The sequence below is a fragment of the Allochromatium humboldtianum genome (assembly GCF_013385175.1).
GTDB lineage: Bacteria > Pseudomonadota > Gammaproteobacteria > Chromatiales > Chromatiaceae > Thermochromatium > Thermochromatium humboldtianum.
In genome coordinates this window covers 1-15,406 of record NZ_JABZEO010000009.1, presented here as the reverse complement: position 1 = coordinate 15,406, position 15,406 = coordinate 1, and the positions used below count along the sequence as shown (strand labels likewise).

The window sequence follows — 15,406 nt, the reverse complement described above, 5'->3', positions numbered from 1 at the left end:
CGCTTCGATCCGACTTGGGTATCGGCCAGTCGGATGAAACCTTGAGCCGTTGTACCACGCCGATTGTGACATCGATCACGCTTCATAGGGCCGCGCTCAGAGGGCGATATCGACGGCCGGCGCCATGCTATCCTCATTGCGATTGAAGCGTCGATGCTGTTTTCCGGAGACCGACGATGGGTGAAGTCAGAGTCAAGGCCAGATTGCGCAATTTCGTCGATGTCGCGCTGGCCGAGCGCGGCGGTGGGGATGTGGAGCGGTTGCCGACCAGCGAACTCGACTGTCTGGTGGACACCGGCGCCGTGATGATGTTGTTGCCGGCCGATGAGGTCGGAAAACTCGGTCTGGCGCGCGGTGGACGGGTCATCGTGACCTACGCCGATGATCGCCGCGAGGAGTTGCCGACCGCACGCGGCCTGGAAGTGACCGTTCTTGGGCGCACCATGGTCACGGATTGCGTCATCGGCCCGCCGCTGTGCGAGCCGTTGCTCGGTCAGTTGGTGCTGGAAGAACTGGATCTGATCGTCGATTGCGCACGCCGCTCCCTTGGACCACGCCCTGAATCGCCGAATCTGCCGTTGCTCAAACTCAAGTAAGCGTCTCGACCTCAAACCCGACCACAGTGCGCGTCTCGCGCGAGAACTCGACCCCGATCAGATGGATCAGGCCGCCCTCGGTTCGATACTTATCGGCATAGCCCCGATCTTTGATCTGCTGCAGGGCGAGTCCTTTCGGCGCCAGCTCGACTACTTTGAATTCAAACAGATAGATGTGGCCGTTGAACAGTACCGTCATATCGATCCGTCCCCAATTGGTCGCATCCTCCAGCCGGATCTCCAGCCCCAGGGCGGCGAAATAGCTGTAGAAAACGCTGGCGTAATAGCCTTCGTAACGGGCGATCGGATTGTTGCGATACCAGTCGCTGGGGATGCCGGCGAAAAAGGACTGAAACAGCGCCTTCAGACCGGCGAGGTCATTGGCCTGAAGCAGATCGAGCAGGCGCAGACGGTGTGCAAAGCTGCGGCTGGGGTCGTCGGTGTATTCGCTCAGCAGCGCGGCATTGAGGCTGGAGGCGACCTCGTGATTGGGGTAGCCCAGGGTGTAGACCCAATGCCCCAGCAGCGGCTCTTCGGCCTTGTGGATGGTGAGATAGCCGGTCTGGAACAGCAGCGCCTCCGGGGCGATGCGGTCCACATCGAAGGTGGAGAGGATCTCCAGGCCGGTGCGCAGGCGCGCCAGATCGGGGGTAAAAAAGCCGTTTCGGGCGAGTAACTTGACCAGAAAGGCCGGGGTGCCGGTCTCGAACCACCAGGGTTGAAAGCGGCGGTTGCGGAACAGCAGCAGCAGATTGAAGGGGTTGTACACCGACTCGCCGGTCCAGTTGTAGCCGTTGTACCAGCGGCGGATCTCGTCGCGGTCGAGTCCGTCGAGTTCGGGAGCGAAAACGGTATCGACATCAGCGTCGGTATAGCCGCAGAGGGCGGAATAGGCCGGAGTCAGCGTGATGTCCTCCAGGTTGTTCAGCCCCGAAAACAGACTGACCTTGCTGAACTTCGACACCCCGGTCAGGAAGACGAAACGCAGATGGGCGTCGGCGTCCTTGATGACCGAATAGAGGTTTTTGAGTCCCTCGCGCATGACGAGCGCGGTGTCGGAATCGGCGATGTTGTCGAGGATCGGCTTGTCGTATTCGTCGATCAGGACCGCCACCCTTCGGCCGGTGTGCGCATGTGCCAGCCGGATCAGCTCGGCGAAACAGCCGGCGACATCCTGGGAATCCGGACACGTCAGCCCAAGGCGCTCCTGATTGACGCGCAGAATATCGAGAATCCGCCGATCCAGTTCCGCCCGCGTCTGGAGTACCCCGGCGCCGAAGCTGATGTGGATCACGGCATGGCGTGTGCTCCAGTCCCAGCGCGGATGGATGTCCAGGCCGCGAAACAGCGGCTCGTTGCCCTCGAAGAGTTCCTTCAGGGTGTCGAGAAAGAGGCTCTTGCCGAAGCGGCGCGGACGCGAGAGGAAGTAATAGCCTGAGGTTTGCGCCAGACGCCAGGCCGCCGGTGTCTTGTCGACATAATAATACTCGCCCTCGCGGATCTTGGCGAAGGTTTGGATACCGATGGGGAGTTGGCGACGGGGTTGGGTCATGCGGTGTGTAGCGGGTGAGTGTTCATTGGTATCCCAGTGTAGCGCAACCACATCCCGCAGAAAGCCGACTCCAGATGTCGAGCGAAACGCTCCGTATAATCGCGCAATGCCCGTCTCTCTACTCTCTACAGGGTCTCGACCTCGAACCCGACCACGGCGCGCGTCTCGCGCGAGAATTCGACCCCGATCAGATGGATCGGCCCGCCGTGGTGTTCGGCGCGGTACTTATCGGCATAGCCGCGCGCCTTGATCTGCGCCAGCGCCCGGCCCTCCGGTTCCAGCTCAACCACCTTGAACTCAAACAGCCACACCGCACACTGAAAGCGTAGCGCCATGTCGAGCCGCCCCTGACGGCTGGCGTCCTCCAGCCGGATGTCCAGCCCCAACGCCGCGAAGTAGGAATAGAACACACTGGCGTAATAGCCTTCGTAGCGCGCAATCGGATTGGCGCGATGCCAGTCGTTCGGGATGCCGGCGAAAAACGCCTCGAACAGCGTGCGCAGTCCGCTTGTGTCACCGGCCTGGAGCAACTGGAGCAGCCGCAGCCGATTGGCGAAGGCACGCTGTCCATCGACGCCATAGCCGATCAGCAGCGCGGCATTCAGACTGGTCTCAACCTCGTGATTGGGATAGCCGAGGGTGTAGACCCAATAGCCGGTCAGCGGCTGTTCGACGGCGTGGAAGGTCAGATAGCCGGTCTGCCACAGCAGGGCGTCGCTGTCGATGTGCTCGACATCGAAACTGGAGAGCAGCTCCAGACTGGTCTGGCGTCGCGCCAGATCCGGGGTGAAGTAGCCGCGCCGGCTCAGGAGATCGACCAGAAAACTCGGTGTCCCCGTCTCGAACCACCAGGGGCGAAATTGGCGCTTCTGGAACAGCAACAGCACGTCGAAGGGGTTATAGACCGCCTCGCCGGTCCAGTTGTAGCCGTTGTACCAGCGGCGGATCTCGTCGCGGTCCAGACCCGGCAGCTCGGGCGCAAACACGGAATCCAGATCATGATCGGTATAGCCGCAGAGGGCCGAGTACTCCGGCGAGACCGTGATGTCGTTCAGATTGTTCAGCCCCGAGAAAATGCTCACCTTGCTGAACTTCGAGACCCCGGTGATCAAGGCGAAGCGGATATGGGCGTCCTGAGCCTTGATGACGGAGTACAGGTCGCGCAAACCGGCGCGGATCGTGCCTGCCGCATCGGGACGGATCAGATTGTCCAGAATCGGCTTGTCGTACTCGTCGACCAGGACCACCACCCGCTCGCCCGTGGCGGCATGGGCGGCGCGGATCAGCCCCGAGAATCGCCCAGAGCGGCTGTGCCCCGGCTCATGGACGCCCAGACGCCGTTCGTTCTCTTCCAGCTGCTCATCGATCTTGGCGTCGAGATCCGCGCGATTCTCCAACACGCCCTCGGTAAAATTCAGACGCACGACCGGTGCACGGCGCGACCAGTCCCAGCGTTCGTGGATGAACAGGCCGCGAAACAGCGTCTCATTGCCGGCGAACAGCTCGGCGATGGTGTCGATCAACAGCGACTTTCCGAAACGGCGCGGGCGCGAGAGGAAATAGTATTTGCCTTCATCGATCAGGCGCCCGATCAGCGGCGTCTTGTCGACGTAATAGCAGTCCTCCTCGCGGATCTCGCGGAAGGTCTGGATGCCGATGGGCAGTTTGCGGCGCGGCGATGTCATCAGTTCCTCCGCGAGAAACCCCGTCCTTCAGAGCGGTGAGGGATAGCGGCTACGACAGTGCAGCCGCCGGAAACAGGTGCAGGCTTTCCACCTGCCGGGCCGTGAGGCTCTGCCCGTAAGGGCCTGGTGACGGTGCGGCGTCTCACGACGCGACACGCTCCCCTCGCCAATGTGTGCAACCGGCTCCCGCTTGCGCGGCGATCAAAACCTTCGACGCTTTACCTTTCGCCTGCATGATCTCGACCTTTCAGAGCGGCGGACTGAGGAAGCATCCGCCGGTGAGTCTTAGCGACCTGTTGCATACGTAGCCCCTTTCGACCGTCCTGGTCAGGCGGGCTGAGGCTGGTCAACCCAGCTTGCTCTCACAAGCTCCGCCCTTCAGGGCGGGGTAGTTGACGGCAGGGACTGTTGGGTGTTCGACGATAGGGATTGCCTGGATTCTAGGGTAAGGCCGCGATCACGGCTAGAATGCTTCGATCCATCGTCAAACGCTTTCTCCAGCCATGCGCAAGAATAACCGACCACCCGGTTCGCATGTCCCGAGCCGTCCTGGAATGCGCCGCGCCGCCGGCTCATCCGGCCTATCCACGACCGAGCAGGACGCTCTGGTGGCGCTGTTCAACGCCGGACGTCTGAGCGAGGGCGAGGCGATGGCGCGCGATTTCACCCGACGCTATCCCAAGGCCGCCTTCAGTTGGAAGGCGCTGGGAACGTTGCTGTTGGCCTGCGACCGTCAACGCGAGGCGCTGCCCGCGCTGCAACAGGCGCTCAAGCTCAATCCGCGCGACAGCGAATCGCTCAACAGCCTGGGCAAGACGCTTCAGGATCTGGGACAGCTCGATGCCGCCCTGGACATGATCGAGCGCGCTCTGAGTCTGCGCCCGGATTACGTCAGCGCACTCATCAATCGCGGCAATGTCCTGGTGCAACTCGGACGGGCCGATGAGGCGTCGGCCTGTCTCGACCGGGCGCTGATCTTGCAGCCGGACTCGGCCAGTGCTCACAACGATCAGGGGCATGCACTCAAGGCGCTCGGACGTCCGGAGGCGGCGCTCGCGGCCTATGCGCACGCCATCGAACTCAAACCGGATTTTGCCGAGGCGCATCACAACCTAGGCTCCGTGCTGCGCGATCTGGGGCGCTTCGAGGAGTCGCTTGCGCACTATGGCCGCGCTCTGGACCTGAAACCCGACTGGCCCCTGGCCAAGAGCCAGTATGCGCACTGTCTCAAGCGGCTGACTTTCACGCAGGATCGCCCCGAGATTCGCGCACGGCTGGTTCAGGCGTTGCGCGAGTCATGGTGTCGTCCGCATGAGCTCATGGCCACATGCATCAGTTTCATCCGTCTGAATCCGCTCATCGAGTCCACGCTCGCCAGTCTCGACCGGGGTGAGACGCTGACGGCGGCGGATCTGTTCGGCACGACCGGACTGGTCCGGCTGGCCGACGATGACTTGCTGATGGGGCTACTGGAAACCTGCTCGATCGCCTATGCCGATCTGGAGCGGCTGTTGACCCAGGTTCGGCGCGCACTGCTGGAGGCGGTGGCGCTGAACGGAGCGACGCGGCTGTTCGATGCAACGGCGCGGCAGCTGTCGGCGGCGCTGGCGCGGCAATGCCATCTCAATGATTACGTCTGGGTGGAGAGCGATCCGGAAACAGCGCGCGTCGAGGCGCTGCATGGAGCGTTGTCGCTAGCGCTACGCCAACAGGCGTCGATCGCAGAGCCGTATCTGCTCGTGCTGGCGGCCTATCGACCGTTGCTGACGTTGCCGGAGCCTGCCCGGCTACTGGAGCACGACTGGTCCAAGCAGGTCATGACGGTGCTGATCGAACAGGTGCGCGAGCCGTTGCTGGAGGCGGAATATCGCCGCGCCATGCCGTGTCTGATCGCGATCGCCGATTCCGTCTCGGTCGCGGTGCGGGCGCAATACGAGGAGCATCCCTATCCGCGCTGGACGCGGGCCGGGATCGTTCCTCCGGCCCCGACCATCGCCGCCTATATCCGCCAACAATTTCCCAATGCGCACCTTCAGGCACCAATAAAACAAGACAGCGAAGTCTCGATTCTGGTGGCAGGTTGCGGCACGGGGTTGCATTCGCTCGAAATCGCCCGGCGCTATCCCGAGGCACGGATTCTGGCCGTCGATCTGTCGTTGAGCAGTCTCGCCTATGCGCAACGCAAAACGTGCGAGTTGGGCGTGACGAACATCCGATATGCCCAGGCCGATATCCTGCGACTGGACGAACTCGACGAATCCTTCGACCTGATCGAGTCGGTGGGAGTGCTGCATCATCTGCAAGATCCCGTCGCCGGCTGGAAGGCGTTACTCGCGCGTCTGCGTCCCGACGGTTTCATGTCGATCGGGCTCTATAGCGAATGGGCTCGTCGTGACATAGTCAGGGTGCGCGAGCAGATTGCACGCGAGGGCCGACAACCGAGCGCCACACAGATACGCGCGTTTCGGCAACAATTGCTCCAGCAGTGCGATGCGTCCAATGATGGGCATCTGACCCGAAGCGCTGATTTCTATAGCCTCAGCGGATGCCGCGATTTGCTGTTCCATGTCAGCGAGCAGCGCTTCACGCTGCCGCAACTGGCCGACGTGCTGCACGAGCTGGAACTGAGTCTGGTGGGATTCATCCTTGATCAGCGAGTCATGGCGCGCTATGCCGAGCGTTTTCCAGACGATCCGTCGGCGACCAATCTGGAGCATTGGCACCGGTTCGAACAGGAACACCCCAAGACCTTTGCTGGGATGTATCAATTCTGGGTGCGAAAAGCGGCGACGTCGCCTATGCAGCGCGATCGGCGGCTTCCAGAGCAGCCATGATGCCGGACTGGATCCAGTTGCCCAGATCGCCCTCGAAGACCTGAGTGTGATCGAAGTCGGCAAGCGGAGCCAGAAAGGGGCGATTGATATGGATCTCAAGCTCATCCGGCAGCCGCTCGGCCATCCAGGGCATGATGTCAAGCAGTTGTTCGATGGCATACACCACGGCTTCCAGCTCGCCGAGTTCGGAGTGGATTCGGATCAGGGCCAGACTAGTGCCGATGTGTCGGTCGCCCTTGGCGGCAAGTGCCTGAAAACCATCGCGGCTAGTCAGGAGCAGGCTCTGGCGTTCCTCGTCCGTCAGGCTGTCGTCCTGCGCAGAGAGATAGGCTTCGAGCGCCGGCTCGTAGTCGTTCCAGTAGACATCGCGTTCGCGATCGGCGATCTGCCAGCCGATCAGCAGCGGCTGGGCATAGGGATAGGCGGCGAGTTGCGTGGGCCAGCGGCGTTGATTCATGGTCAAAGACTCTCGTTGGGAAACGGATGAGGTCCGGTGCATTCATCCTGTCCGCTTCGACTCGGAAATACAAGGCTTGATCGGAAGGATTCGAATCAGGGCATCGTCGACGTTCGGCACCATAGTTGCCACATGCGTCGATAGGCGCGCTCGAGACTGCGGACGAATCCGCCCTCATCGCGGATGGGCGAGTGTTCCATGGCGGTGCGCAGACCGGCGCGCAGGGCCGCCAGCCGGTCGAGGTCGGCGGCCAGGGCCAGGGCGCGTTCGACATAGTCGGTTTCCGACGTGGCGATCCACTCGGGATGCCCGAGGGCGGTGAGGATGGTACTGCCGATGCGTCCGACACTGGGGCGATCGGCGAGGGTAATGAAGGGCAGGCCCATGTAGAGGGTTTCGTACAGCGTGACGCCGGAATTGTGGGGGAAGCAATCGAGTCCGATGTCGATGCCGCGCAGCACGTCCCAGGGCGGGCTGTGATAGCCGATCTCCAGTCGCTCGGGGGCGATGCCCAGCGCCTCGAAGCGCTCGGCCAGGCGTTGTTGCATAGACGGGGCGGCAAAATCCTTGCTGTCGATGACCAGTCGCGATCCGGGGAGGCGTTGCAGGATCGCTGACCAGGTGCGCAGGGTGCGGTGGTTGATCCGCACATGGCGCGTCAGGGTTCCGAAGGTGACATAACCGCGCCGATGCGCCGGTAGCGGGCTGACCTCGCCCATCTCGGGCACCGGACGATGGATGGCCAGCGGTCGATCCAGACGCCAGGGTTGCTCGGCAAACAAGGCTTCGCTGCCTTCGGGGACGAGGGTCGCATCGGCGAGAAAATAATCGATCGCGCTCAGGCCCGTGGTAGAGCCATAGCCCATCCAGGTCACCGATACCGGTGCCGGTCGTCGGGCAAAGACGCCGAGGCGGTTGTTGGCGGTATGGCCGGCGAGATCGACCAGGATATCGATACCGTCGGCGCGGATGCGTGCAGCCAGTTCATCATCGCTCAGACCGCGCGTCGGCACCCAGTGGTCGACCAGTCGGCGATAGACTGCCGTCAGCGCATCTTCCTGAGCCAGCTCGGCATAGGCGGTGAGTTCGAAGTGGGCGCGATCATGGTGTGTCAGCAGCGGTTCAAGAGCATGGCAGGCGGAATGACCCCGAAAATCCGGCGAGACATAGCCGAGACGCAAGCGTCGCTCAGGATCGGGGCGGTTGGGATGCGGCAGCCAGGCAGCGCGATGCGGGATGCCGAAGCGTCGGTCGAATTCTCGGTAGGCTTCGAAGATCGTCTCGGCTGAATGATCAGGATGGTAATTCAGCGTAAACAGCAATTTGCTGTAGATGGAGGCATCCGTTGCGTCGAGCGTCAGCGCGCGACGGTAGAGCTGCTCGGCGGCATCGAGATGACCAAGGGTTTGCTGAGTATTGCCCTGCATGGTCAGGATCTCGGGGTGATCCAACTGAAGTAGGTTTGCCAGCTGCTGCTTAGCCTGTTGCGAAGGCCGGCTGGCTGTTGGGCGTCCGAGAATCGTCATGGACTGTTGATAAACGGCCAGAGCTTCATCCAATTGCCCCAGGTGCTGCAAAACATTGCCGAGATTGCAGAGAATTTCGGGGTGTCCAGGTTGAAGCTCGATGGCGCGTCGTTGGCAGTCCAGTGCTTCGTCCAGTTGGCCTAGATCGAGCAGCAGATTACCCAGGTTGGTGAGCGCTTGCGGCTGATTGGGGTCGAGCGCCAGTGTCTGTCGATAACAGTTCAGCGCTTCATCGGTGCGATTCAGGTCGCGTAATAAGGAACCCAGATTGTTGAGCGATTTGCGATGTGTCGGGTGGATTTTTAGCGCGTGTTCATAGTAGAAGCGTGCGTCCTCAAGACGCCCCAGTCGCTGAAGCAACTTGGCCAGGTTATAGAAAGCGGCGACGAAACCAGGCGCTTGACGAGCCGCTTTGGCATAATAGGAACCCGCTTCTTCCAGTCGCCCCGAATCCTCTAGGGCGGCCCCCAGTGTATTCAGAACTTCCGCGTCGGTGGGCGTGAGATCCAGCGCTTTTTTTAGACTCGCGACGGCTTCCTGAGAACGCTGTAGCGCCGCCAGGATGGCCCCCAGAATTTTCCAGCCGAAGGCATCGTCAGGATAGCGTTCTATCCGTAGGCGTGCGCTGATCTCCGCTTCCGCATAGCGGCCTTGCTCGAAGAGTGTGAGCAAAGCGTCCGCTTGTTCCGTGGGTAGAGCGTCATTGGCCATCTCAAATTCCCTGGGATTTCAATTCAGTCAACTGTTGTGACGTATCGACGTTCGGCACCATAGTTGCCACATGCGTCGATAGGCGCGCTCCAGACTGCGGACGAATCCGCCCTCATCGCGGATGGGTGAATGTTCCATCTCAGCGCGCAGACCGGCGCGCAGAGCCGCCAGCCGGTCGAGGTCGGCGGCCAGGGCCAGGGCGCGTTCGACATAGTCGGTTTCCGAGGCGGCGATCCACTCCGGATGCCCGAGTGCGGTGAGGATGGTACTGCCGATGCGTCCGACACTGGGGCGATCGGCGAGGGTAATGAAGGGCAGGCCCATGTAGAGGGTTTCGTAGAGCGTGACGCCGGAATTGTGGGGGAAGCAATCGAGTCCGATATCGATGCCGCGCAGCACGTCCCAGGGCGGGCTGTGATAGCCGATCTCCAGTCGCTCGGGGGCGATGCCCAGCGCCTCGAAGCGCTCGGTCAGGCGCTGTTGCATGGACGGGGCGGCAAAATCCTTGCTGTCGATGACCAGTCGCGATCCGGGGAGGCGTTGCAGGATCGTCGCCCAGGTGCGCAGGGTGCGGTGGTTGATCCGCACATGGCGCGTCAGCGTTCCGAAGGTGACATAACCGCGCCGATGCGCCGGTAGCGGGCTGACCTCACCCATCTCGGGCACCGGACGATGGATGGCCAGTGGTCGATCCAAACGCCAGGGTTGCTCGGCAAACAAGGCTTCGCTGCCTTCGGGGGCGAGGGTCGCATCGGCGAGAAAATAATCGATCGCGCTCAGCCCCGTGGTAGAGCCATAGCCCATCCAGGTCACCGACACCGGCGCCGGTCGTCGGGCAAAGACGCCGAGGCGGTTGTTGGCGGTATGGCCGGCGAGATCGACCAGAATATCGATACCGTCGGCGCGGATGCGGGCCGCCAGTTCATCATCGCTCAGACCGCGCGTCGGCACCCAGTGGTCGACCAGCCGGCGATAGACGGCCGTCAGCGCATCTTCCTGAGTCAGCTCGGCATAGGCGGTGAGCTCGAAGTGGGCGCGATCATGGTGTGTCAGCAGCGGTTCAAGAGCATGGCAGGCGGAATGGCCCCGAAAGTCCGGCGAGACATAGCCGAGACGCAAGCGTCGCTCGGGATCGGGGCGGTTGGGATGGGGCAGCCAGGCGGCGCGATGCGGCTGGCCGAAGCGTCGGTCGAATTCTCGGTAGGCGTCGAAGATCGTCTCGGCTGAATGGTCAGGATGGTAGTTCAGGATGAAGAGTGCATTTGAACAAGCTATGACCGAATCCGGCTCAAAGGTTTGGGCCTGCGCTAGATCGGATAGCGCCGTATCCAGTTGCCCCATATCCCGTAATACGGTACTGCGGTTGATGAGTGCTGAAACGTGGTTTGGATTAAATGTCAGCGCTTTATTCAGTGTTTCTAACGCTGAGTCGAGTTGTCCCTGTTGGTGCTGTAAAATAGCTAGATTGTTAAGCGCTTCGACAGAACAAGGTTTAAATATTAGTGCTTTCTCGAAACACGCTCTAGCTTCCGAGAGGCGTCCAAGTGCTCGAAGAATTAAACCACGATTGTTAATCGCTTCAGATAATCGTGGATTAAGGGCCAGTGCTTGATCGAAAGCAATCAAGGCTTGAGTCAACATTCCTTTAGCACTTAATATCAGTCCTAAAGTCACCCAAATACCTGGATTATTCGGCTGAATGGCTAAGGCACGCAATTGACAAGCTAAAGCTTCATGCAATTGCCCAAGCTGCTGAAAAACCATACCGCAAAGACTATGCGCTTCAGCATTTTGGGGTTCAATCGCAAGTGCTCGATCATGACTGGCTAGTGCTTCCTGATAACGCTTAAGGTCACGCAGGACAGCGCCACGATTGTTATGTGCTTTAAGGTATTTTGGGCGCAGAATAATAGCGCGATCATAAATATCTATTGCTTCATTCAAGCGACCTAAAGCATGAAGAACCATACCTTTATTATTCAAGCATTCTGCAAAATCAGATCGCTGAGCTAATGCTGAGTTATAATATTTGAGCGCTTCATCAAATTGCTCTAATTTGTAGTACGCTTGCCCTAAATTATTAAGTATTTCAGTATCTTCAGGTTTTAATGTGTATGCTTGTTCAAGAGATGCGATTGCTTCTTGATAACGTTCACTTTGCACAAGTAAACTGCCATAAATTTTATGTGCAAAAAAATCAGCCTGGTCAAGCAAAATCAAATTATACGCCATCTGCTCGGCTTGACTTAACTGGCCAGAGTGAATATATGCTATCAATTTTTGATGATTAATAGCAGGATTTTTTGATTGGCCATCACTATGAAAGTCAATGTTTAACATTTGCAATTTTTTCGAAATCAGAAATTATTATTACACCAAATTTTCCACATTTCGCGATAAGCTTTTTCAAGACGCTGGGTAAAACCTTTTTCATCACGCCAGGGACTAGATTCGAAGTCGAAGCGTAAATTTTTACGAATTTCAGCTAAACGATTTAAGTCGTCTGCTAACATAATAGCTTTATCTACATACTCTTTTTCGGTATTAGCTATCCACTCTGGGTGTCCAATGCCGGTTAAGATAGAGCTTCCAATACGACCAACGCTTGGGCGATCGGCTAAAGTTATAAAAGGCACTCCCATATAAAGTGTTTCGTGAAGCGTGGTTCCTGAATTATGTGGGAAGCAATCAAGTCCAATATCCATATTTCTTAAAATATCCCAAGGCGGAGTGTTGTAGCCAATTTCCAAGCGTTCTCGCTCAATGCCATGCTCGACAAATTGCTCAATTAATTTATTTTTTGCAAAAGAAGTGACAAAAGATTTGCTATTAATAATTAAACGAGATTTAGGGATTTTTCGTAAAATTTCCGACCAGACACGAATAACGCGAAAATTAATACGAATTCCTCGCGTAAGAGCTCCAAAAGTGATAAACTTTTTCTGCAAAGCAGGTAATTTATTGGTTTCTCCCATATGATTACTGGGACGATAAATTCCTGCCGGGGTATCTAAATACCAAATCTTTTCAGAAAATATTTTTTCCTCCTCTGGAGGAACAGTAACTGTGTCAGTTAAAAAATAATCTATAGCACTTAAACCGGTAGTATAACCGTAACCCATCCATGTTACTGAGATCGGCGCTGGACGTCTTGCAAAGACACCTAAGCGGTTATTAGCAGTGTGACCAGCCAAATCCACTAAAATATCAATTTGATCATCTTGAATACGTTGAGAAAGTGCTTCATCTGTCAACCCATTTGTGTTTATCCAGCAGTCAACTAATTTACGATAGCGTGCCGTCATAAAATCTGTGCTAATTTGCTCGGCGTAAGCAGTGATTTTAAACTGATCGTGATTGTGATTTTCAAATATTGGCTCAATCGAATGCCGTGTTGAATGAATGCAAAAATCTGGTGAAAAATATCCAATATGTAAACGTCGATTTAAGTTAGGAGTGTTTTTATGTAAATGCCAATTTTTTTGATAACAAATACCGAATTTGTTATCAAAATCTTGATAATAAGAAAAAATTTCTTTTTTTGATTTGGTTGGATGATAATTCAAGACAAATAAACGATTAGAGCAGATAGATTTATTTTGCGGCTCCAAATTGATGGCTTGTTCATAAAAATATAAAGCCTCATCAAGCTTGCAAAGATCTTGCGATGCCATAGCTAGATTATTCAAAGCCTCAATGCAATTTGGATTAAGCTCTAATGCATGACGATTAAGTTCAATTCCTTCATCTATACGACCCAAACCTATTAAAAAAACGCCTAAATTATAATAAGGCTCAATCTGATTTGGTTGTAATTTCAATGATTTTCTAAACGATTCAATTGCTTCTTCAGTGCGTTTTAATCTACTTAAAATAAGACCTTTTCCGTTGTGTGCGGATGCGCAATTTGAATTTATTTCTAATGCTCGATCAAAACAATCTAAAGATTCTTTTATGCGACCTAGCTGCATAAGCGTGTTGCCTAACGCGTTAAGACATTCTGGGTCTTTGTTATTGATAGAAACAGCTTTTAGCAAAAAGTCAAGAGATTCTTGGAATTCGCCACGAAAAAACAAAAGAGCACCAAGAGCTTTCCATCCAAAATCATTTTCTGGATGTTTTAAAATAAAACTTCTCGCAGCAATTTCAGCATCATGATTTTTTTTTTCAGAGATCAATTTCAGAATAACATTTTGACGAGCGAGAATTATTTTCTTCATAAAATTTACTTCGCAATATTTAAATAAACTTTATCTTGAAAGCATTTCAAAGCAGAGCAACTAGAACAATAAGGAAGCTCGTAAATTTTAGATTCATTCATTTTTTTTCTGTAATGCAAAAACCAACCTCTATTATATATACTTATAGGATCTTCATTTAAAACATTGCCCAGGTCATACCAATTAAAATCATCTACACAGCAAAGGCTAACATTTCCATTGACGCGGACAACAAATCTTTCATAAATTTCCGAGCAAATTACAGATTTTTTTTTAGATAAATCTTTTAAATTTTCTGCTATTTCTTTGTTTTTTTCAGAATCAAAGTTATGAACATTAAATGCACTAACTTGATCGCCAAACTTTTTGTTCAAAGCATTTAGCCAATATGTTTGGTAATCCGGCCATTCATGAGCGTTTTTTTCTTGCAAAATCATTCTAACAATAATTTTTGTTTTTCCTAAATCATTTCTTAACATAATAAAATTATCAATATTATTTTTAATTTTGTTAAAATCAGTTCCTATTCTGATAGATTCGTGAGTTTCTGCACATAATCCATCAACAGAAAAAATAATTGTATCTAGTTTCGATTGAATTAAATTCAGGGCTAAATTGTAATCAAGATTCACTGCTGAAGTTGAAAAACCAATACTAGGAAATCCCATTTTTTTTGCTATTTGTACTTTTTTTACTATGTTTTTGTCTAACAAAGGTTCTCCTAATCCCTGCAAGGTTGTATATAAAAGCTTTTCTTTATAAGGATAAAATTTTTCTAAAATTGCAGTGAATTTTTCATTACTCATTACTCCTTTCGTCAAGGATTTTTCTATATTGCACATTATGCAACGAGAAGGACATAGTCCAGAAACAATTTCTATCATCAAATTTTTTGGAAAAATCATGCAGACAACCCTCGTGATAAATTAATAAAACAAGTGAGTGTTCAAAATGCAAAAAATTCTATACAAATAGACCCCGACTTATAAAAAAATATAGTTTCAGCCGAATTCGGATTTTGCCGAAGAAATTTTCCGAAGAAATCCGGAAGGCGCTGAAGTAATAACAACAGACTCTTCGATTTTTTTATCTACAATAAAATCTTTTCTTTTTTCTAAAAACTCTAATACAGCAGTTTTTGGATTATTGCCTTTTCCCCACAATCTGTCGAAAAAAAACTTATTTGGCATATCTTCTATTCCAGTATCTAGCACAACTAAATAACAATTTTCAGTAACTAGATCAGAATAAAAATTTAATTCTTGCAAAACATGGCTATGAGTATGATCGGAATCCAATACCACCATAACTTTATCGTCTAATTTGATTTTTGATTTCACTAAGTCAAAAATTTTACAATCAACTGATGAGCCTGAAACGAGGTCGACAAAACTAGAATATTTGTTTAAATAAAACCTAGATAAACTTTCATCTCTAAAATCAATGTCTATTGATATGACTTTAGGTTTTTCAAGATAAGCAGACATAAGAAAAGAATATAATATTGCGCTTCCGCCCTTGGCAAATCCAGTTTCTATAATTAAGCTCGGTTTTGTTTCCCAAATAATCATTTGCAAAGCAATAATATCTTGAGGATATTGAATAATAGGTATTCCTTGCCAGCAAAAATTATAGTAATATTTTGAATGCGCAAGATCATTTAAAAACAACTGACCAAGCTTTTTGGTTTTTTCGGCAATTGGATAAGATTTGGGGAAGTATTCGGAGCTCATCAGTTAAAAACCTTTAGATATTACACCACGGGAAAACTTCGAAACGGATTCCGACCGTCCCCTCATTGCGGTAGTTGTCAGTCAGTTTAGTT

The 15,406-nt window shown here is 53.6% G+C and carries 10 protein-coding genes; 2 read left to right on the top strand and 8 right to left on the bottom strand.

The features are described from left to right. The first annotated feature begins 176 nt into the window (after nt 1–176). Complete coding sequence (locus tag HW932_RS13570) at nt 177–596, top strand: pepsin/retropepsin-like aspartic protease family protein (protein ID WP_176977034.1); 420 nt, start codon at nt 177–179, stop codon at nt 594–596. Here HW932_RS13570 and HW932_RS13565 read toward each other — a convergent pair. Further along, nucleotides 589–2,148, bottom strand: a complete 1,560-nt coding sequence (locus HW932_RS13565; RefSeq protein WP_176977033.1) for an ATP-binding protein — start codon at nt 2,146–2,148, stop codon at nt 589–591. The two genes, HW932_RS13570 and HW932_RS13565, sit on opposite strands and share 8 nt — an antisense overlap. 125 nt (nt 2,149–2,273) lie before the next feature. Continuing rightward, a complete protein-coding gene (locus HW932_RS13560) occupies nt 2,274–3,833 on the bottom strand; it encodes an ATP-binding protein (RefSeq protein ID WP_176977032.1) in 1,560 nt (519 codons plus the stop codon). Nucleotides 3,834–4,336: 503 nt separating this feature from the next. Between HW932_RS13560 and HW932_RS13555 the strand changes: the two genes are divergently transcribed. Next, entirely contained in the window at nt 4,337–6,667 is a 2,331-nt protein-coding gene (locus HW932_RS13555; protein WP_246296829.1) for a tetratricopeptide repeat protein, read from the top strand. Here HW932_RS13555 and HW932_RS13550 read toward each other — a convergent pair. The 6 genes from HW932_RS13550 to HW932_RS13525 all read right to left on the bottom strand — a co-directional run bounded on the left by HW932_RS13550 (nt 6,630) and on the right by HW932_RS13525 (nt 15,314). Next, nucleotides 6,630–7,124, bottom strand: a complete 495-nt coding sequence (locus tag HW932_RS13550) for a hypothetical protein (RefSeq protein ID WP_176977031.1) — start codon at nt 7,122–7,124, stop codon at nt 6,630–6,632. The genes HW932_RS13555 and HW932_RS13550 overlap by 38 nt on opposite strands. Nucleotides 7,125–7,219: 95 nt before the next feature. Beyond that, nucleotides 7,220–9,361, bottom strand: coding sequence for an O-linked N-acetylglucosamine transferase, SPINDLY family protein (locus HW932_RS13545; RefSeq protein ID WP_176977030.1), 2,142 nt, complete (start codon nt 9,359–9,361; stop codon nt 7,220–7,222). Nucleotides 9,362–9,388: 27 nt separating this feature from the next. Next, nucleotides 9,389–11,701 (bottom strand): tetratricopeptide repeat protein, encoded by a 2,313-nt coding sequence (locus tag HW932_RS13540; RefSeq protein ID WP_176977029.1) that lies wholly within the window; start codon nt 11,699–11,701, stop codon nt 9,389–9,391. Between the two features lie 17 nt (nt 11,702–11,718). Next, entirely contained in the window at nt 11,719–13,581 is a 1,863-nt protein-coding gene (locus HW932_RS13535) for an O-linked N-acetylglucosamine transferase, SPINDLY family protein (protein ID WP_176977028.1), read from the bottom strand. A 5-nt stretch (nt 13,582–13,586) separates the two neighbouring features. After that, nucleotides 13,587–14,486: a radical SAM/SPASM domain-containing protein gene (locus HW932_RS13530; protein WP_176977027.1), complete on the bottom strand. Its 900-nt coding sequence runs from the start codon at nt 14,484–14,486 to the stop codon at nt 13,587–13,589. A gap of 96 nt (nt 14,487–14,582) precedes the next feature. Next, nucleotides 14,583–15,314, bottom strand: a complete 732-nt coding sequence (locus HW932_RS13525; protein WP_176977026.1) for a cephalosporin hydroxylase family protein — start codon at nt 15,312–15,314, stop codon at nt 14,583–14,585. Nucleotides 15,315–15,406 lie beyond the last annotated feature (92 nt).

Excerpts from the sequence above, each read along its gene's own strand:
- HW932_RS13570 (WP_176977034.1), top strand. The coding sequence starts at position 177 with ATGGGTGAAGTCAGAGTCAAGGCCAGATTGCGCAATTTCGTCGATGTC.
- HW932_RS13565 (WP_176977033.1), bottom strand. The coding sequence starts at position 2,148 with ATGACCCAACCCCGTCGCCAACTCCCCATCGGTATCCAAACCTTCGCC.
- HW932_RS13560 (WP_176977032.1), bottom strand. The coding sequence starts at position 3,833 with ATGACATCGCCGCGCCGCAAACTGCCCATCGGCATCCAGACCTTCCGC.
- HW932_RS13555 (WP_246296829.1), top strand. The coding sequence starts at position 4,337 with ATGCGCAAGAATAACCGACCACCCGGTTCGCATGTCCCGAGCCGTCCT.
- HW932_RS13550 (WP_176977031.1), bottom strand. The coding sequence starts at position 7,124 with ATGAATCAACGCCGCTGGCCCACGCAACTCGCCGCCTATCCCTATGCC.
- HW932_RS13545 (WP_176977030.1), bottom strand. The coding sequence starts at position 9,361 with ATGGCCAATGACGCTCTACCCACGGAACAAGCGGACGCTTTGCTCACA.
- HW932_RS13540 (WP_176977029.1), bottom strand. The coding sequence starts at position 11,701 with ATGTTAAACATTGACTTTCATAGTGATGGCCAATCAAAAAATCCTGCT.
- HW932_RS13535 (WP_176977028.1), bottom strand. The coding sequence starts at position 13,581 with ATGAAGAAAATAATTCTCGCTCGTCAAAATGTTATTCTGAAATTGATC.
- HW932_RS13530 (WP_176977027.1), bottom strand. The coding sequence starts at position 14,486 with ATGATTTTTCCAAAAAATTTGATGATAGAAATTGTTTCTGGACTATGT.
- HW932_RS13525 (WP_176977026.1), bottom strand. The coding sequence starts at position 15,314 with ATGAGCTCCGAATACTTCCCCAAATCTTATCCAATTGCCGAAAAAACC.